At 71.0% G+C, this 13923-nt stretch carries 10 protein-coding genes; 5 read left to right on the top strand and 5 right to left on the bottom strand.

The genetic code is table 11. The features are described 5' to 3' along the window. Positions 1 to 96: 96 nt before the first annotated feature. A complete protein-coding gene (locus tag V8J39_RS08890) occupies positions 97 to 282 on the bottom strand; it encodes a hypothetical protein (RefSeq protein ID WP_336460531.1) in 186 nt (61 codons plus the stop codon). 572 nt (positions 283 to 854) lie between these two features. Between V8J39_RS08890 and V8J39_RS08885 the strand changes: the two genes are divergently transcribed. Both V8J39_RS08885 and V8J39_RS08880 read left to right on the top strand, forming a co-directional pair. Further along, the gene (locus tag V8J39_RS08885) at positions 855 to 2009 is read left to right on the top strand and encodes a type III PLP-dependent enzyme (protein ID WP_336460530.1); all 1155 of its coding nucleotides are present in this window, start codon (positions 855 to 857) and stop codon (positions 2007 to 2009) included. Between the two features lie 77 nt (positions 2010 to 2086). Beyond that, on the top strand, positions 2087 to 4378 hold the full coding sequence (locus tag V8J39_RS08880; protein ID WP_336460529.1) for a xanthine dehydrogenase family protein molybdopterin-binding subunit: 2292 nt from the start codon (positions 2087 to 2089) through the stop codon (positions 4376 to 4378). 14 nt (positions 4379 to 4392) lie between these two features. Here V8J39_RS08880 and V8J39_RS08875 read toward each other — a convergent pair whose 3' ends face one another. Continuing rightward, the gene (locus V8J39_RS08875) at positions 4393 to 4875 is read right to left on the bottom strand and encodes a PaaI family thioesterase (protein WP_336460528.1); all 483 of its coding nucleotides are present in this window, start codon (positions 4873 to 4875) and stop codon (positions 4393 to 4395) included. Beyond that, positions 4872 to 5765 (bottom strand): methylenetetrahydrofolate reductase [NAD(P)H], encoded by an 894-nt coding sequence (metF, locus tag V8J39_RS08870; protein ID WP_336460527.1) that lies wholly within the window; start codon positions 5763 to 5765, stop codon positions 4872 to 4874. Before metF ends, V8J39_RS08875 begins: the two co-directional genes overlap by 4 nt. A 100-nt stretch (positions 5766 to 5865) precedes the next feature. Between metF and V8J39_RS08865 the strand changes: the two genes are divergently transcribed. The 3 genes from V8J39_RS08865 to V8J39_RS08855 all read left to right on the top strand — a co-directional run bounded on the left by V8J39_RS08865 (position 5866) and on the right by V8J39_RS08855 (position 9174). Further along, the gene (locus tag V8J39_RS08865; RefSeq protein WP_336460526.1) at positions 5866 to 6771 is read left to right on the top strand and encodes a LysR family transcriptional regulator; all 906 of its coding nucleotides are present in this window, start codon (positions 5866 to 5868) and stop codon (positions 6769 to 6771) included. A 215-nt stretch (positions 6772 to 6986) separates the two neighbouring features. Beyond that, positions 6987 to 8183 (top strand): MFS transporter, encoded by a 1197-nt coding sequence (locus V8J39_RS08860; RefSeq protein ID WP_336460525.1) that lies wholly within the window; start codon positions 6987 to 6989, stop codon positions 8181 to 8183. A 199-nt stretch (positions 8184 to 8382) separates the two neighbouring features. Further along, complete coding sequence (locus V8J39_RS08855) at positions 8383 to 9174, top strand: inositol monophosphatase family protein (protein WP_336460524.1); 792 nt, start codon at positions 8383 to 8385, stop codon at positions 9172 to 9174. A 133-nt stretch (positions 9175 to 9307) separates the two neighbouring features. On the opposite strand, the gene V8J39_RS08850 is transcribed toward V8J39_RS08855, so the two are convergent. Continuing rightward, the gene (locus V8J39_RS08850) at positions 9308 to 10975 is read right to left on the bottom strand and encodes a chemotaxis protein CheW (protein ID WP_336460523.1); all 1668 of its coding nucleotides are present in this window, start codon (positions 10973 to 10975) and stop codon (positions 9308 to 9310) included. 12 nt (positions 10976 to 10987) lie between these two features. Next, positions 10988 to 13753 (bottom strand): PAS domain-containing methyl-accepting chemotaxis protein, encoded by a 2766-nt coding sequence (locus V8J39_RS08845; protein WP_336460522.1) that lies wholly within the window; start codon positions 13751 to 13753, stop codon positions 10988 to 10990. Between the last annotated feature and the right edge of the window lie 170 nt (positions 13754 to 13923).

Below are 13923 nucleotides of genomic sequence, written 5' to 3'. Positions count from 1 at the left end.
CCTCTGCCCCGTGTCTGCCCCATATCTGACCGATGTCCCGCCGGATCCGCACCGGACCCGGGGGGCGACGCGCCGGGGCGCCCCTCAGTCGAGGCCTCAGTGCAGGACGAACTGGGCCAGCATCACCAGCCACATCGCCGCCCCCAGCACCAGCGCGGGCATGATCCAGCCGCCGTGCCATCGGATCTGGTCCTCGGGCGGCAAGTGGTGGTCGAATGTCTGTCGATCGAACGGTCGCGGACGCCCGATGGGGCCCGCGTCCCAAGGACACGTCGTCGCCATGGTTCCTCCTAACGGCCGAAGCTCCTCCCTCGGCACGGGTACATCTACTGTTTCCCCATACTTCTTAATATTGGGCTTTCGTCGCCCTGTTTCAATGTTGTCATCTAACGTGGGGCGGTATGGGCGAAGTTTCGCAACGTCGCTCCGGGCCCTTGTTCTGTGGGGGCAGGCCGCGATGGCGGGGCGGGGCGCAGAGGCGTCCGGCCGGATCGCGGTCGGCGGAATTGTTCACAAAATGCTGCCGGTATCGGGGCTTGGCCCGGGCGGTCCGGCCGCGACCCGGTTGCGGGCCGGGCTTGGGTCGGCGCCCGTCGCGTGGCGGATCGCCGCGCGACGGGCGCGTTTGGCCCTTTTCCCGGCGCCGGTTCTGCCCCATATCGCCCGCAGCCCGTGTCCGGGAAAAGGGTGGCCCTGGCGCAGCTTGCCTGGATCCGGGCCTTCGTTTCGGGCCCAGGTCTCGGGCCAAGGTCTCGGGCTTTGGTCAGGGCCCGGTTGCGGGCCCCGCTCTGGAAACGCGCAAGCGTCCCGCGTCGGCGGGGGGGCTGCGCTCTGTTGGCAGGAAGGACACGCCGATGGGGCTTTCGAAGACGATCTGGTCGTCGCCGACCGAGCTTCTGCGCAGCCAGGCGCCGGAGCAGCCGGTGCTGTTCTTCGCGCCGACCGTGCTGCAGGCCACGGCGCGCCGCTTCATCGCGGGCTTCCCCGGGCTGGTCACCTACGCGCTGAAGGCCAATCCGGACGAGATGGTGATCCAGAACCTGGTCGCGGCCGGGATCCGCGGCTTCGACGTCGCCTCGCCGGCCGAGATCGCACTGTGCCGCCGCCTCGCGCCGACCGCGGCGCTGCACTACAACAACCCGGTCCGCGCCCGGTCCGAGATCGCGGCAGCGCTTGCCGCCGGGGTGCGCAGCTGGTCGGTCGACAGCCGGTCCGAGCTGGCCAAGCTGGTCGGGATGGTGCCGGCCGCGACCGCGCAAGCCCCGGTCGAGATCGCGGTGCGCTACAAGCTGCCGGTGGCCGGCGCGGCCTATGACTTCGGCGCCAAGTTCGGGGCCGAGCCCGCGCTCGCGGCCGAGCTGCTGCGCGCGGTCGCCGCGGCGGGCTTCACCGCTTCGCTGACCTTCCACCCCGGCACCCAGTGCACCGATCCGGCCGCGTGGGAGACCTACATCCGTGCCGGTGCGCAGATCGCGGCGCTGGCCGGGGTGGGGATCGCGCGGCTGAATGTCGGCGGCGGCTTCCCCTCGCACCGGGTCGCCGATGCGCCGCCGCCGCTCGAGCAGATCTTCGCCCGCATCGCGGCGACGGTCGGAGACGCCTTCGGCGCCGATGCGCCGCAGCTGGTCTGCGAGCCGGGGCGCGGCCTTGTGGCGGATGCCTTCACGCTCGCGACCCGGGTGCGGGCGCTGCGCGAGGGTGGCGACGTCTTCCTCAACGACGGCACCTACGGCGCGCTGTCCGAACTGCCGATCACCGGCCCGGTCGACCGGATCGAGGTCGTGGCCCCCGATGGCAGCCGCCGCACCGGCGCTCCGGTCGCGCGGCGGGTCTTCGGCCCGACCTGCGACTCGGTCGACCGGCTGCCCGGCACGCCGGCGCTGCCCGAAGACCTGGCCGAGGGCGATTTCGTCGTGTTTCACGGCATGGGTGCCTATTCGACCGCCACGGCCACCCGGTTCAACGGCTATGGCGCCGTGGTGCAGGCGACGACGCTGGGTCTGCGCTGATCCCGGCTTCCCTTCCCGCGCGGGCGCCGTAGTGTTTGCAGACCCCCGGCATCGCGGGGCCTTGCCGGGAGAGAAGCGTGCAGCACAAGTTCGGTCGCAGCCAGAGCCTGAAGCGTCTCGAGGATCGTCGGTTCCTGACCGGCGAGGGGCGCTATCTCGACGACATCGCGCCGGCCGGGGCCCTGCACGCGATGTTCCTGCGCGCGCCGGCCGCCCATGCCGAGATCCGCGGCCTGCATCTCGACGACGCGCGCGGGATGCCGGGGGTCGAGCTGGTGCTGGGCGCCGCCGATCTGGCGGCGCATGGCCTGGCCGGAGAACAGCCCTATGACACGTTCGACGGCGCCGCCCGGCCGCCGCGCCCGCTGCTGGCCCGCGACCGGGTGCGCCATGTCGGCGAGCCGATGGCGCTGGTCGTGGCCCGGACCGCGGCCGAGGCCCGCGATGCGGTCGAGGCGATCGGCTTCGACCTTGCCGAGCTGCCGGTGCATGTCGCGCTGGCGCCGGGCGGGCCCGAGATCCACCCCGAGGCGCCCGGCAACATCGCCTTCAGCTGGCAGACCGGCGATGCCGCGGCGACCGACGCGGCCTTCGCGCGCGCGGCCCATGTCGTGCGCCAGCGCGTCGTGCACAACCGGGTCATCGTGAACTCGGTCGAGCCGCGCGCGGCCTGCGCCGAATGGATCGACGACCGGCTGCATTTCCAGGTCAACGGCCAGGGCGTCTGGGACCAGAAGGCGGAACTGGCCGCGGCCTTCGGCATCGCGCCCGAACGGGTCCGCGTCACCACCCCCGATGTCGGCGGCGGCTTCGGCATGAAATCGACCGGCTATCCCGAGTTCGCGCCGCTCGCGCTGGCGGCGAAGCTGACGGGCCGGCCGGTGCGCTGGATCTCGGAGCGGACCGAGGCGATGCTGAGCGACAACGGCGGCCGCGACCTGGTGACCGAGGCGGCGCTCGCCTTCGACGCCGATCTCAGGATCATCGGCTACCGCGTCGATCTCGACTGCGCGATGGGGGCCTACAATGCCCCCTTCGGTGCCTACATCCAGTCGGAGCTGTTCGCCAAAGTGTTGACCGGCGCCTATGACATCCCGGCGGCGCATCTGGCGGTGCGCGGCATCTACACCAACACCACGCCGACGGATGCCTATCGCGGCGCGGGCCGCCCCGAGGCGATCACGACGCTTGAACGCGCGATCGACCGCGCGGCGCGGGTGCTGGGCGTCGATCCCTGGGACCTGCGGGGGCGCAGCTATGTCACCGCCTTCCCCTACCGCACCGCCACCGGCGAGCTTTACGACGTCGGCGACTTCCCCCGCGTCGCCGCCCGCGCCCGGGCCGAGGCCGACGAGCCCGGCTTCGCCGCCCGCCGCGCCGCATCCGAGGCCGGGGGGCTGCTGCGGGGCCTTGGCACCTGCTTCTACATCGAATCGATCCTCGGCTCGCCGACCGAGGCCGCCGAGGTCGAGTTCTGCGACGACGGCACCGTGAACCTCTATGTCGGCACGCAGTCGAACGGGCAGGGGCACGAGACGGTCTATGCCGCCTTCCTGTCCGAGCGCACCGGCATCCCGGTCGAGCAGATCCGCGTCGTGCAGGGCGACAGCGACCGCATCCCCTCGGGCGGCGGCACCGGCGGCTCGCGCAGCGTCACCACCCAGACCAACGCGACCCTCGCCACCGTCGACGTGATGGTCGCGGCCTTCCGGCCCTTCGTCGCGGGCGAGCTGGGGGTCGAGACCGTCGAGTGGTCCGATCTCGGCTTCCGCGCGCCGGGCTCGAACCTTGTCCTGACGCTGGCCGAGGCCGCGGACCGCGCGCGCCGCGCCGGGCGCGAGGACCTGCTGAAGCACCGCAGCGAGGCGACGCTGCCGGGGCGCAGCTATCCCAACGGCGCCCACCTGTGCGAGGTCGAGATCGACCCCGAGACCGGGCTGATCCGGCTGGACCGCTATTCGGTGACCGACGATTTCGGCAACCTGATCCACCCGATGCTGGTCGAGGGGCAGGTGCATGGCGGCATCGCCCAGGGCATGGGGCAGGCGCTGATGGAGGGCGCGGTCTGGGACGAGACCGGGCAGCTGCTGTCGGCGACCTTCATGGACTACGCGATGCCCCGCGCCGCCGACATGCCGTTCGTGAAGTTCACGACCGAGCCGGTCCCCTCGACCGCGAACCTGCTGGGGATGAAGGGCTGCGGCGAGGCCGGGACCGTGGCCTCGATCGCGGCGGTGTCGAACGCGGTGCTGGATGCGCTGGCGGCCCTGGGGATCGAGGAGGTCGAGATGCCGTTCCGCCCGTCGAAGATCTGGGCGCAGATCGCGGCGGCTCAGGCGGCGCAGGCAGGGCAGCCGGCGCGGGCCTAGGCCGGGCCGGGGCGTCACACCTCGAAGATGATGCAGGTGGTGGTGCCGGTGGCGTAAAGCTTGCCATCGGCGGCGCCGCGGATCTCGCCGCGGGCGACGGCGGTCGAGCGGCCGGAATGCTGGATCAGCCCCTCGACGACGACCTCGACCCCCTCGGGCAGGGCGCGCAGGATGTTGAACTGCAGGTCCAGCGTCGTGTACCAGGTGCCGCGCCGGAGCGTGCTCATGACCGCGCAGCCCAAGGCGCTGTCGAGCGCGACGCCGTACCATCCGCCATGCGTGGCCCCGAACGGGTTGGCATGGGCGAATTGCGGCGCGCCGCGGAACGTCACCCGGCCCGCCGCGATCTCGTCGAGCCGGATGTTGACGGTGGCCTGCATCGGCGCGCCGGGAAAGCGGCCGTCCTTCAGCCCCTCGAGGAACTCGATCCCCGAAACCTCGGCCATCAGCCGGCGCGGGTTGATCTCGTCGCGGCTCGCGGCGGCGCGCTGGCTCACGCCACGGCTTCCAGCGTCGCTTCGGGCAGCACGCCCAGCGCGTGGCAGACGTCGCGGGTCAGGGCCGGGCGGTTGAGGGTGTAGAAGTGGAAGTCCTCGACCCCCTCGGCGCGCAGCGTGTCGCACAGCTCGGTGCAGAGCGCGGTGGCATAGAGCGCCTCGCGCCCGTCGCGCTTGGCGGCGGTGAAGGCCTCGTCGAGCCAGGCCGGGACCGAGGTGCCGCAGCGCGCGGCAAAGCGCTTGGTGCCGTCCCAGTTGTCGATCGGCAGGATGCCCGGGATGATCGGCGCGTCGATGCCGGCCTTCACGCAGGCGTCGCGGAAGCGCAGGAAGGTCTGCGGCTCGAAGAAGAACTGGGTCATCGCCGACGAGGCGCCGGCATCGATCTTGCGCTTGAGCCAGGCGATGTCGGCCGCGGCATCCGCCGATTCGGGGTGCTTCTCGGGATAGGCGCCGACGCGGACGGTGAACTTGCCCGTCGCGGCGATCGCCTCGATCAGCTCGACGGCCGAGGCGAAGCCCTCGGGATGGGCGACAAAGCCGTTCGAGCCCTTGGGCGGGTCGCCGCGCAGGGCCACGATCTCGGTCACGCCGGCCGCGGCATAGGCGTTCACGATCTCCATCGTCTCGGCCTTGGTGGCGTCGACGCAGGTCAGGTGCGCCGCGACGTTCAGCCCGTAGTTCTTGCCGATGGTGGTGACGGCCTCGTGCGTGAGCTTGCGGGTCGTGCCGCCCGCGCCATAGGTCACCGAGACGAACGAGGGCTTGAGCGGCGCCAGCACCTGCACCGTCTCCCACAGCCGGAACGACGCGTCGAGCGTCTGCGGCGGGAAGAATTCGAACGAGACGCGCGGGGTGGTCGACGGGGCGTTCGGGGCGGTGGCGGTCATGATGCTGTCCTCTTCACTGCGGCCCTTGTCGCATGGGTCGGGAAGTGAGACAAATTCATAATCTTCAAGATGAACATGAGCCGGATATAGGGTTCGCCACATGCATGTCGACCTGCGCCACCTGAAAAGCATCAAGGCGATCCACGATTGCGGCGGGCTCGCGCGCGCGGCCGAGATGCTCAACATCACCCAGTCGGCGCTGAGCCACCAGGTCAAGACGATCGAGGACCAGGCCGGGGTCGAGCTGTTCGCGCGCCGCTCGAAGCCGCTGCGGCTGTCGGCGGCGGGGCTTCGGATGCTGCGCGCGGCCGAGCGGATCCTGCCCGAGATCACCGCGCTGGAAGAGGAGTTCCGCGCGCTGCGGCAGGGCCGGTCGGGGCGGCTGCACATCGCGATCGAATGCCATGCCTGCTTCGACTGGCTGTTCCCGGTGCTCGAGCAGTTCCGCCGCGCCTGGCCCGAGGTCGATGTCGACATCCGCGCGGGCCTTGCCTTCGGCGCGCTGCAGGCGCTGGCGCGCGAGGAGGTCGACCTGGTGATCTCCTCCGATCCCGAGGACCTGCCGGGGATCACCTTCCAGCCGCTTTTCGACTATGCGCCGACCTTCATCGCCTCGGCCGCCAATCCGCTCGCCGCGAAGCCCTTCGTCACCGCCGAGGATTTCCGCGACCAGGTGCTGATCACCTACCCGGTCGAGCGGGCGCGGCTCGACATCTTCAGCGAGCTGCTGACGCCCGCGCGGATCGAGCCGGCGGCGGTGCGGCCGGTCGAGCTGACGGCGGTGATCCTGATGCTCGTCGCCTCGAACCGCGGGGTGGCGGTGCTGCCCGACTGGGTGCTGCGCGAGGTGCGCTACCAGCCCGACTATGTCACCCGGCCGGTGACCGAGGCGGGGCTGACCAAGCGGGTCTATGCCGCGATCCGCACCGAGGATGCCGAGAAGCCTTGGATGGCGCATGTGCTCAGGCTGGGGCGCAGCGAGCCGGTGAAGCTGCAGCGCGGCTGAGGGGGCGTGACCGAGGGGCCGTTTGGGGGGAGCACCTTGTGCACCGGCTGTGCACCCCCCGTGCACCCCCCTGCGCACCCCCCCCTGCGCGCGGCGCCTTCACCGATCGTCAGGGGCGCGGCGGCGCGGCGGGCCGGCGGCAGGGGTACAATTCCGCGGATGACGGCGCCGGGGGGCGGGCGTAGGAAGGGGGCGATACTGCCGGAGGCCCCCCCATGACCGCTTCTCCGATCTCGGCCCGTGTCGCGGGCACGACTGTGGTGCCGATCCTGGTCGCGATCAGCCTCAGCCACATGATGAACGACATCATGCAGTCGCTGCTGGCGGCGATCTATCCGCTGCTGAAGGCCGATTTCTCGCTGGACTACTGGCAGATCGGGCTGATGACGATGGCGTTCCAGTGCACGGCCTCGCTGCTGCAGCCGGCGGTGGGGATGTTCACCGACCGTCGCCCGCTGCCGATGTCGCTGCCGGCGGGCATGGGGTCGACCTTCCTGGGGCTGATCCTTCTGGCCTTCGCGCCAAGCTACGGCATGCTGCTGGCGGGCGCCTGCCTGATCGGCATCGGCTCGGCGATCTTCCACCCCGAGGCGAGCCGGGTCGCGCGCCTGGCCTCGGGCGGGCGCTTCGGCCTTGCGCAGTCGGTGTTCCAGGTCGGCGGCAACTTCGGCCAGGCGATCGGGCCGCTGCTGGCGGCCTTCATCGTCGTGCCCTTCGGCCGCCCCTCGGTCGCGGCCTTCAGCGTGATCGCGCTGGTGGGGATGGCGACGCTGAGCTGGGTCGGGCGGTGGTACGGTGCGGCGATGGTGGCCAGCCGCAAGACGGCCGCCGACCGCACGCTGCCGCTGTCGCGCGGCCGGGTGGTGGCGGCGCTGGTGGTGCTGGCGCTGCTGATGTTTTCCAAGAACATCTACCTCGCCTCGATCTCGAGCTATTACACCTTCTACCTGATCGAGACCTTCGGCGTCTCGACGCAGACGAGCCAGGTGATGCTGTTCCTGTTCCTGGGCGCGGTCGCCGCGGGCACGGTGATCGGCGGGCCGATCGGCGACCGGATCGGGCGGGTGACGGTGATCTGGGTCTCGATCCTGGGGGTGCTGCCGTTCACGCTGGCGCTGCCGCATGCCAACCTGTTCTGGTCGGGGGTGCTGACGATCCCGATCGGGCTGATCCTTGCCTCGGCCTTCCCGGCGATCGTGGTCTGCGCGCAGGAGCTGCTGCCGGGGCGCGTGGGCATGGTGGCGGGGATCTTCTTCGGACTGAGCTTCGGCATGGGCGGGATCGCGGCGGCGATGCTCGGGGTCTTCGCCGATGCGCGGGGGATCGGCACCGTCTACAACATCTGCGCCTTCCTGCCGGTCACCGGCGTGCTGGCGATGTTCCTGCCGCGGGCGGCGGCGCGCGGGGCCTGAACCGCCGGCGCCTGAAGAGCAGGGTCTGGACCGCTCGGGCGGGCCAGGGAGGGGGCGCTGCCCCCGCCGCGCTGTCGCGCGGCCCCCCGGGATATTTGGGCAAAGTCGATGCGATGGCGGCAGGCCGCGGGTGGCGGCGCTCTTTTCTTTTGCGCGGGCATCGTGTAACCGCGCAGCCTGTTCCCCGAAGGAGACCGCCATGCAGGGCAGCGCCAATCTCAACGTGATGATCAAGGCCGCGCGCAAGGCGGGCCGCAGCTTGGTGAAGGACTTCCGCGAGGTCGAGAACCTCCAGGTGTCCTCGAAGGGGCCGGGCGACTTCGTGTCGAAGGCCGACCGCGAAGCCGAGCGGATCATCAAGGAAGAGCTGCGCAGCGCGCGCCCGTCCTATGGCTGGCTCGGCGAGGAGACCGGCGGTGCCGAGGGCGAGGACCCGACGCGGCGCTGGATCGTGGACCCGCTGGACGGCACCACCAACTTCCTGCACGGCATGCCGCACTGGGCGGTGTCGATCGCGCTCGAGCACAAGGGCGAGATCGTCGCCGGCGTGGTTTTCGATCCGGCCAAGGACGAGATGTTCTGGGCCGAGAAGGGCTCGGGCGCCTGGATGAACGAGAGCCGGATCCGGGTCTCGGGGCGGCGCACGATGATCGAGTCGGTCTTTGCCACCGGCGTGCCCTTCGGCGGGCAGTCGACGCTGCCGGCGACGCTGCAGGACCTGGCGCGGCTGATGCCGGTCTGCGCGGGCGTGCGCCGCTGGGGCGCCGCGGCGCTGGACCTGGCCTGGGTGGCCGCGGGCCGGTTCGACGGCTTCTGGGAGCGCAACCTGAACGCCTGGGACATCGCCGCCGGCCTGATCCTGGTGAAAGAGGCGGGCGGCTTCACCGGCCCGATCCGCGAGGGGCGCAACGTGCTGGAGACCGGGTCCGTGATCGCCGCGAACGGCGAGCTTTACGACCCGCTGTGCAAGATCCTGCGCGAAGCCGCCTGAGCCGGCCAGCGCGCGCGTCGTTCCGGGCCCGGCCATGTGCCGGGCCTTTTTCGTTGCGGCCGCGCCGGTTCAGCGCCCGTTCGGCCCCCGGGTGGCCCCTTGGCCAGCCCCCGTCAGCCCCCGTCAGCCCCCGTCAGCCGGCGTGCAGCGGCAGGGTTTCGGGCGAGAGCCGCTGCCAGAAGCCGGCGTCGCCGGGGGCGAGGCGTTGCAGCGTCGCGGTGCCGCCGTCGGTTTCGGCGATGACGGCCATGGTCTCGATCGCGCAGATCTCCTCGACCATCAGGCCGACGGTGCCGCCGCGGTGGTCGACGAGGACGATGGCGGCATGCGGCTTGCGGCCGTCGGCCTCGTGCCCGTAGAGGGCGGCGAGCGAGAAGACCGGCAGCAGCTGGCGCCCGCGCGAGGCGATGGTGCCGAGATAGGCCGACGGCCCGAGGTCGCGCTGCAGCTGTGGCGGCAGCGAGATGATCTCTTCGACATCCGAGACCGCCAGCGCGCAGGCGATGCCCGAGCGCATCAGCAGCGCCGCCGCGCGCGGGCCGCCCGCCGCGGCGCCCAGGGGCGGGACCGCGGCGGCGGCGGCGCGGGCTGGCGGCGGCGCGCCGGTATCGACCGTGACGCCGTCGCGCCGCTCGAGCCGGGCAAGCTCGGCCAGCATCGGGTCGGCGGTGAGGGCGGGGCCGTCGAGCAGGTAGAACTCGTGGCCGCGGTCGTCGACGAAGGCGCCGGTGACGATGTCGGGCCGGGCGCAGAGCATCGCGGGCATCGGCCCGATCTGGGCGGCGGCGAGCGCGCGGATGTCGCGGACCCGGTCGGCGCGCAGGGCGATCGAGCTGCCGTCGGGGAAGGGCAGCACCACGGCCGCGGCGCGGTCGGGGCGGGTGCTGGCGGGGGCCATCCCGAGGAGCGGCGGCAGCGCGATCAGCGCCCGGTCGATGCCATGGGCGGCGATGCTGCCGTCGCAGGCGCCCGAGCGCAGCACCTCGGGGTCGACGCGGGTTTCGGGGATCGTCGCCTGGATCCGGTCGAGCGAGAGGCAGAAGCTCAGGCCCTGCACCTCGAACACCAGGTACTGGCCGGCGGCGTCGCGGCTGCGCCGCTCGGCGCGCTGCGCATGCGACAGCGGCAGGCCGGCGGCCGGCAGCACCGTCGTGTCGAGGATCGCGACGACGCGGCCGTCGATCAGCACGACTTCGGGCAGCAGGCGGTCGCAGGCGGCGCTGCCGCCGCCGGTGATCGACTGCCGGGCGATGTCGCGCGGCGCGACGATCTGCCGGGCGACGCGGGCCAGGATGCCGTAGACCTCGTCGCTGGCGCCGACGATGACCACGACGCCGCCATCGGCCCCCGTCGCCGTCGCCGGGTAGAGCGGCGGCAGCCCCAGCATCGGCGCGATGTCGACCACGGGGATCACCTGGCCGCGCAGCGCCACGCAGCCGACCACCCCCTCTGCCGACGAGCGGAACGGCTCGAGCGTGCGGGGCGCGACCATCACCTCGCGCAGGTCGGCGACGTCGATGCCGATGGTCAGCGTGCCGAGGTCGATCAGGGCCAGCGGCGAGCGGCGGGGCGCCGCGCCGGGCCCGGCTTCGGCGGGGGCGGGCTGGGTGCCGGCCGGATTTGGCGCCGGATTTGGCGCCGGATCCGGGCCGGGATCGCCGGGCGCCGCGGTCTGCGAGGGGGCAGCCACGCCGGCGGGAGCGCCCAGGGCATGGGCGGTATCGCCCGGGGCGGTACCTGACAGGATGGCGGGATCGCCGGCGGGCAGGATGGCGGGCAGGGTCGGGCGGGCTGCTGTCATGACGGTCGGGCCTCAGGCCTGTTGCGTGACCCGGGCAAGGGTCGAGATCAGGTCGACGACCTGGCGCGAGACGTCCTTTTGCTTCTCGACCGAGCCCGAGATCTCGTCGACGGCGCCGCCGGTCTCGGCCACGCATTCGACGATCCGTTCGAAGGCGGTGCGGGCCGAATGCGACCGGCCCTTGCCCAGCTCGACCTGGCTTGCGCTTTCGCTGACCAGCCGCGTGATCTCGAGCGCGGCGTTCGAGCTGCGCTCGGCCAGCTTGCGGACCTCGTCGGCGACGACCGAGAAGCCGACGCCGAATTCCCCCGCCCGCGCCGCCTCGATCGCGGCGTTGAAGGCCAGCAGGTTGGTCTGGTTGGCGATGTCCGAGATCACGCGCGCCATCTCGGTCACGCTGGTCGAGCCCTTGGCGATCAGCTCGATCACCTCGATCGCGCGGTTCAGTTCCTCGAACCCGCCGGAGGCCGCGCTCTCGGTGTCGCGCGACGCCTTGACCGTCGAGCTGGTCGCAAGGTCGATCTGCCCGATCGAGCCCTGCAGCTGGCCCACCATCTCGCGCATCGCCTCGGCCTTCTCGCGGATCAGGTTTTCCAGCTGCACCTGCTGGGTGACGTCGTGGGCGTATTTGATCACGCCGATCGGCTCGCCCTTCGAGCCCAGGAGCGGGGCGTAGGTGGCCTGGATCCAGAAGTCGCGATCGAACTTGGCGACGCGGTGAAACCGGCCGTCCTGTTCCTGGCCCTTGCGCAGGCCAAGCCAGAAATCGCGGTATTCCAGCGACTTCACGTGGTCGGGCGAGCACAGCATCGAATGGTGCTGGCCCTTCAGTTCGCGCGCGGAATAGCCGGTGACGCGCAGGAAGTTCTCGTTCGCCGAGAGGATGTTGCCGTCGAGGTCGAATTCGATCACCGCCTGCGCGCGGTCGATCGCCTTGAACTTGCTTTCGTATTCGGCGTTGCGGTGGCGCTGGGCGGTGACGTCGGTGGCGAATTTCACCACCTTCACCGGGCGCCCGTCGCTGTCGAGGATCGGGTTGTAGCTGGCTTGAAGGACCACCTCGGTGCCGTCGCGCGCCAGCCGCTCGAACTCGCCCGCGACGAATTCGCCGCGCCGCAGCCGCTCCCAGAACACGCGGTAGGTTTCCGAGGCCGCGTGTTCCGGCGTGCAGAAGATGCGGTGATGTTCGCCGACCAGCTGTTCGGGGCGGTAGCCGGTGAGGGTCAGGAAGTTCTCGTTGGCCGAGAGAATCCGGCCGTCGAGGTCGAATTCGATCACCGCCTGGGCCCGGCTGATCGCGAGGATCGTGCTTTCGTGTTCGGCGATGCGGGTCCGCTCGGCCGAGGTGTCGCGGCTCAGCTCGATGACGCGGGTGATCTTGCCGTCGAGGTCGAGGATCGGCGTGAAGGTCGAGCCGACGTGGAATTCGCGCCCGCGCAGGCCGAAGCGGCGCCAGCTGCCGGCCTGCGGCTGGCCCTTGGACAGAAGGTCGAAGAAGCGGATGTACTCGCGCGTCTCCTCGCCTTCGCGGTTCCACAGGATCGCGCCGGGCTTGTTGCGCACATCCTCGAGGTCGTAGCCCGTCAGCTCGAGATACTTGTCGTTCATGTCGAGCAGCAGCCCGTCGGGCGTGTATTCGGCGACCAGCAGCGCGCGCTTCACCGCGTCCATCCGGCCCTCGATCTCGGCGGCGGCATTGCGTTCGAACGTGACGTCGAGCGCGGCCTTCACCACCTTCATCACCCGTCCGTCCGGGCCCTTCACCGGGTTGTAGCTGGCGCGGATCCAGACCCATTTGCCGGCCTTGGTTCGGCGGCGGTATTCGCCCGAATGGGCCAGCCCCTCGCGCAGGCCGCGCCAGAAGCCCGCGTAGTCCTCGGACCTCACATAGCTTTCCTCGCAGAAGGTGGAATGGTGCAGGCCGACGATCTCTTCCGCGCCATAGCCCATCAGCCCCAGGAAGGTCGGATTGGCGGTGATCACCCGCCCCTCGAGGTCGAACTCGATCATCGCCATCGATTCCCCGACCGCGGCGATCTTGCTGTCGGCCTCGGCCTGGTCGAGCTTGGCCCGGGTGATGTCCATCGCGAACTTGATCACCCGCGCGACGCTGCCGTCGGGGCCCAGCACCGGGTTGTAGTTCGCGCGGATCCAGATCGGCTCGCCGTTGCGGCTCAGCCGCTCGAACTCGCCATCGACGACCTCGCCGCGCGACAGCCGGTCCCACATCCGTTCGTATTCCGCCGATTCCGAGAATTCGCGCCGGCACAGCAGGCGGTGGTTCTGCCCGACGAGCGTCTGGCGGTCATAGCCCGTCAGCTCGAGGAAATTGGCATTCGCCGCGAGGATCGTGCCGTCGCGCGAGAATTCGATCACCGCCTGCGTGCGCTGCACCGCGTCGAGCTTGGATTTCGTCTCGGAATCGAAGGGCACGATGCGGCCGTCGATCAGCACCGCCGGATCGTCGCCGGGGGCGCCGGTGGCGATGCCAAAGAAGGTGACGATCGCGTCCTCGTCCGCGAGGTGGACGTGGAACTGCACCGGGTCCGGGCTTTCCGCCGCCTGTTTCAGGCAGCGCTGGACATAGGCGGATTCGCGGAACAGTTCCGGGAACCGCTGGCCGATGGGCGACTGGTTGCCGCCGCCCACCAGCAGTCCGGCGGCGCGGTTGGCCGAGAGGATCGACTGCCCCTCCATCCCCACCCGCAACAGCATGCTGGCCTTGACGGTCAGCTTGCGCACCGCCTCGAGATCGAGATCGCTCATATCCGCGCCCATGGCGCCCAGCACTCCTGCAAGGTCCGACGACGCGTGATAGTCCGCAGGGTTTTAAGGAACGCCTAAGCGCGACGGCCCCGGGCGGGCTTGCGCTTGACCCCCGCCGGCTTCGCGGCTACCGCATGGGCGCATTTACCCAAGGGGAGCCGGGTCTTGCCCGCCCCGGACGC

The organism is Frigidibacter sp. MR17.24 (genome assembly GCF_037095655.1).
GTDB lineage: Bacteria > Pseudomonadota > Alphaproteobacteria > Rhodobacterales > Rhodobacteraceae > Frigidibacter.
This window is presented reverse-complemented; position numbering and strand designations above follow the sequence as displayed.

Coding starts and splice junctions, on each gene's coding strand:
- metF (WP_336460527.1), bottom strand. CDS start 5,765: ATGACCGCCACCGCCCCGAACGCCCCGTCGACCACCCCGCGCGTCTCG.
- V8J39_RS08850 (WP_336460523.1), bottom strand. CDS start 10,975: ATGACAGCAGCCCGCCCGACCCTGCCCGCCATCCTGCCCGCCGGCGAT.
- V8J39_RS08865 (WP_336460526.1), top strand. CDS start 5,866: ATGCATGTCGACCTGCGCCACCTGAAAAGCATCAAGGCGATCCACGAT.
- V8J39_RS08890 (WP_336460531.1), bottom strand. CDS start 282: ATGGCGACGACGTGTCCTTGGGACGCGGGCCCCATCGGGCGTCCGCGA.
- V8J39_RS08845 (WP_336460522.1), bottom strand. CDS start 13,753: ATGGGCGCGGATATGAGCGATCTCGATCTCGAGGCGGTGCGCAAGCTG.
- V8J39_RS08855 (WP_336460524.1), top strand. CDS start 8,383: ATGCAGGGCAGCGCCAATCTCAACGTGATGATCAAGGCCGCGCGCAAG.
- V8J39_RS08860 (WP_336460525.1), top strand. CDS start 6,987: ATGACCGCTTCTCCGATCTCGGCCCGTGTCGCGGGCACGACTGTGGTG.
- V8J39_RS08885 (WP_336460530.1), top strand. CDS start 855: ATGGGGCTTTCGAAGACGATCTGGTCGTCGCCGACCGAGCTTCTGCGC.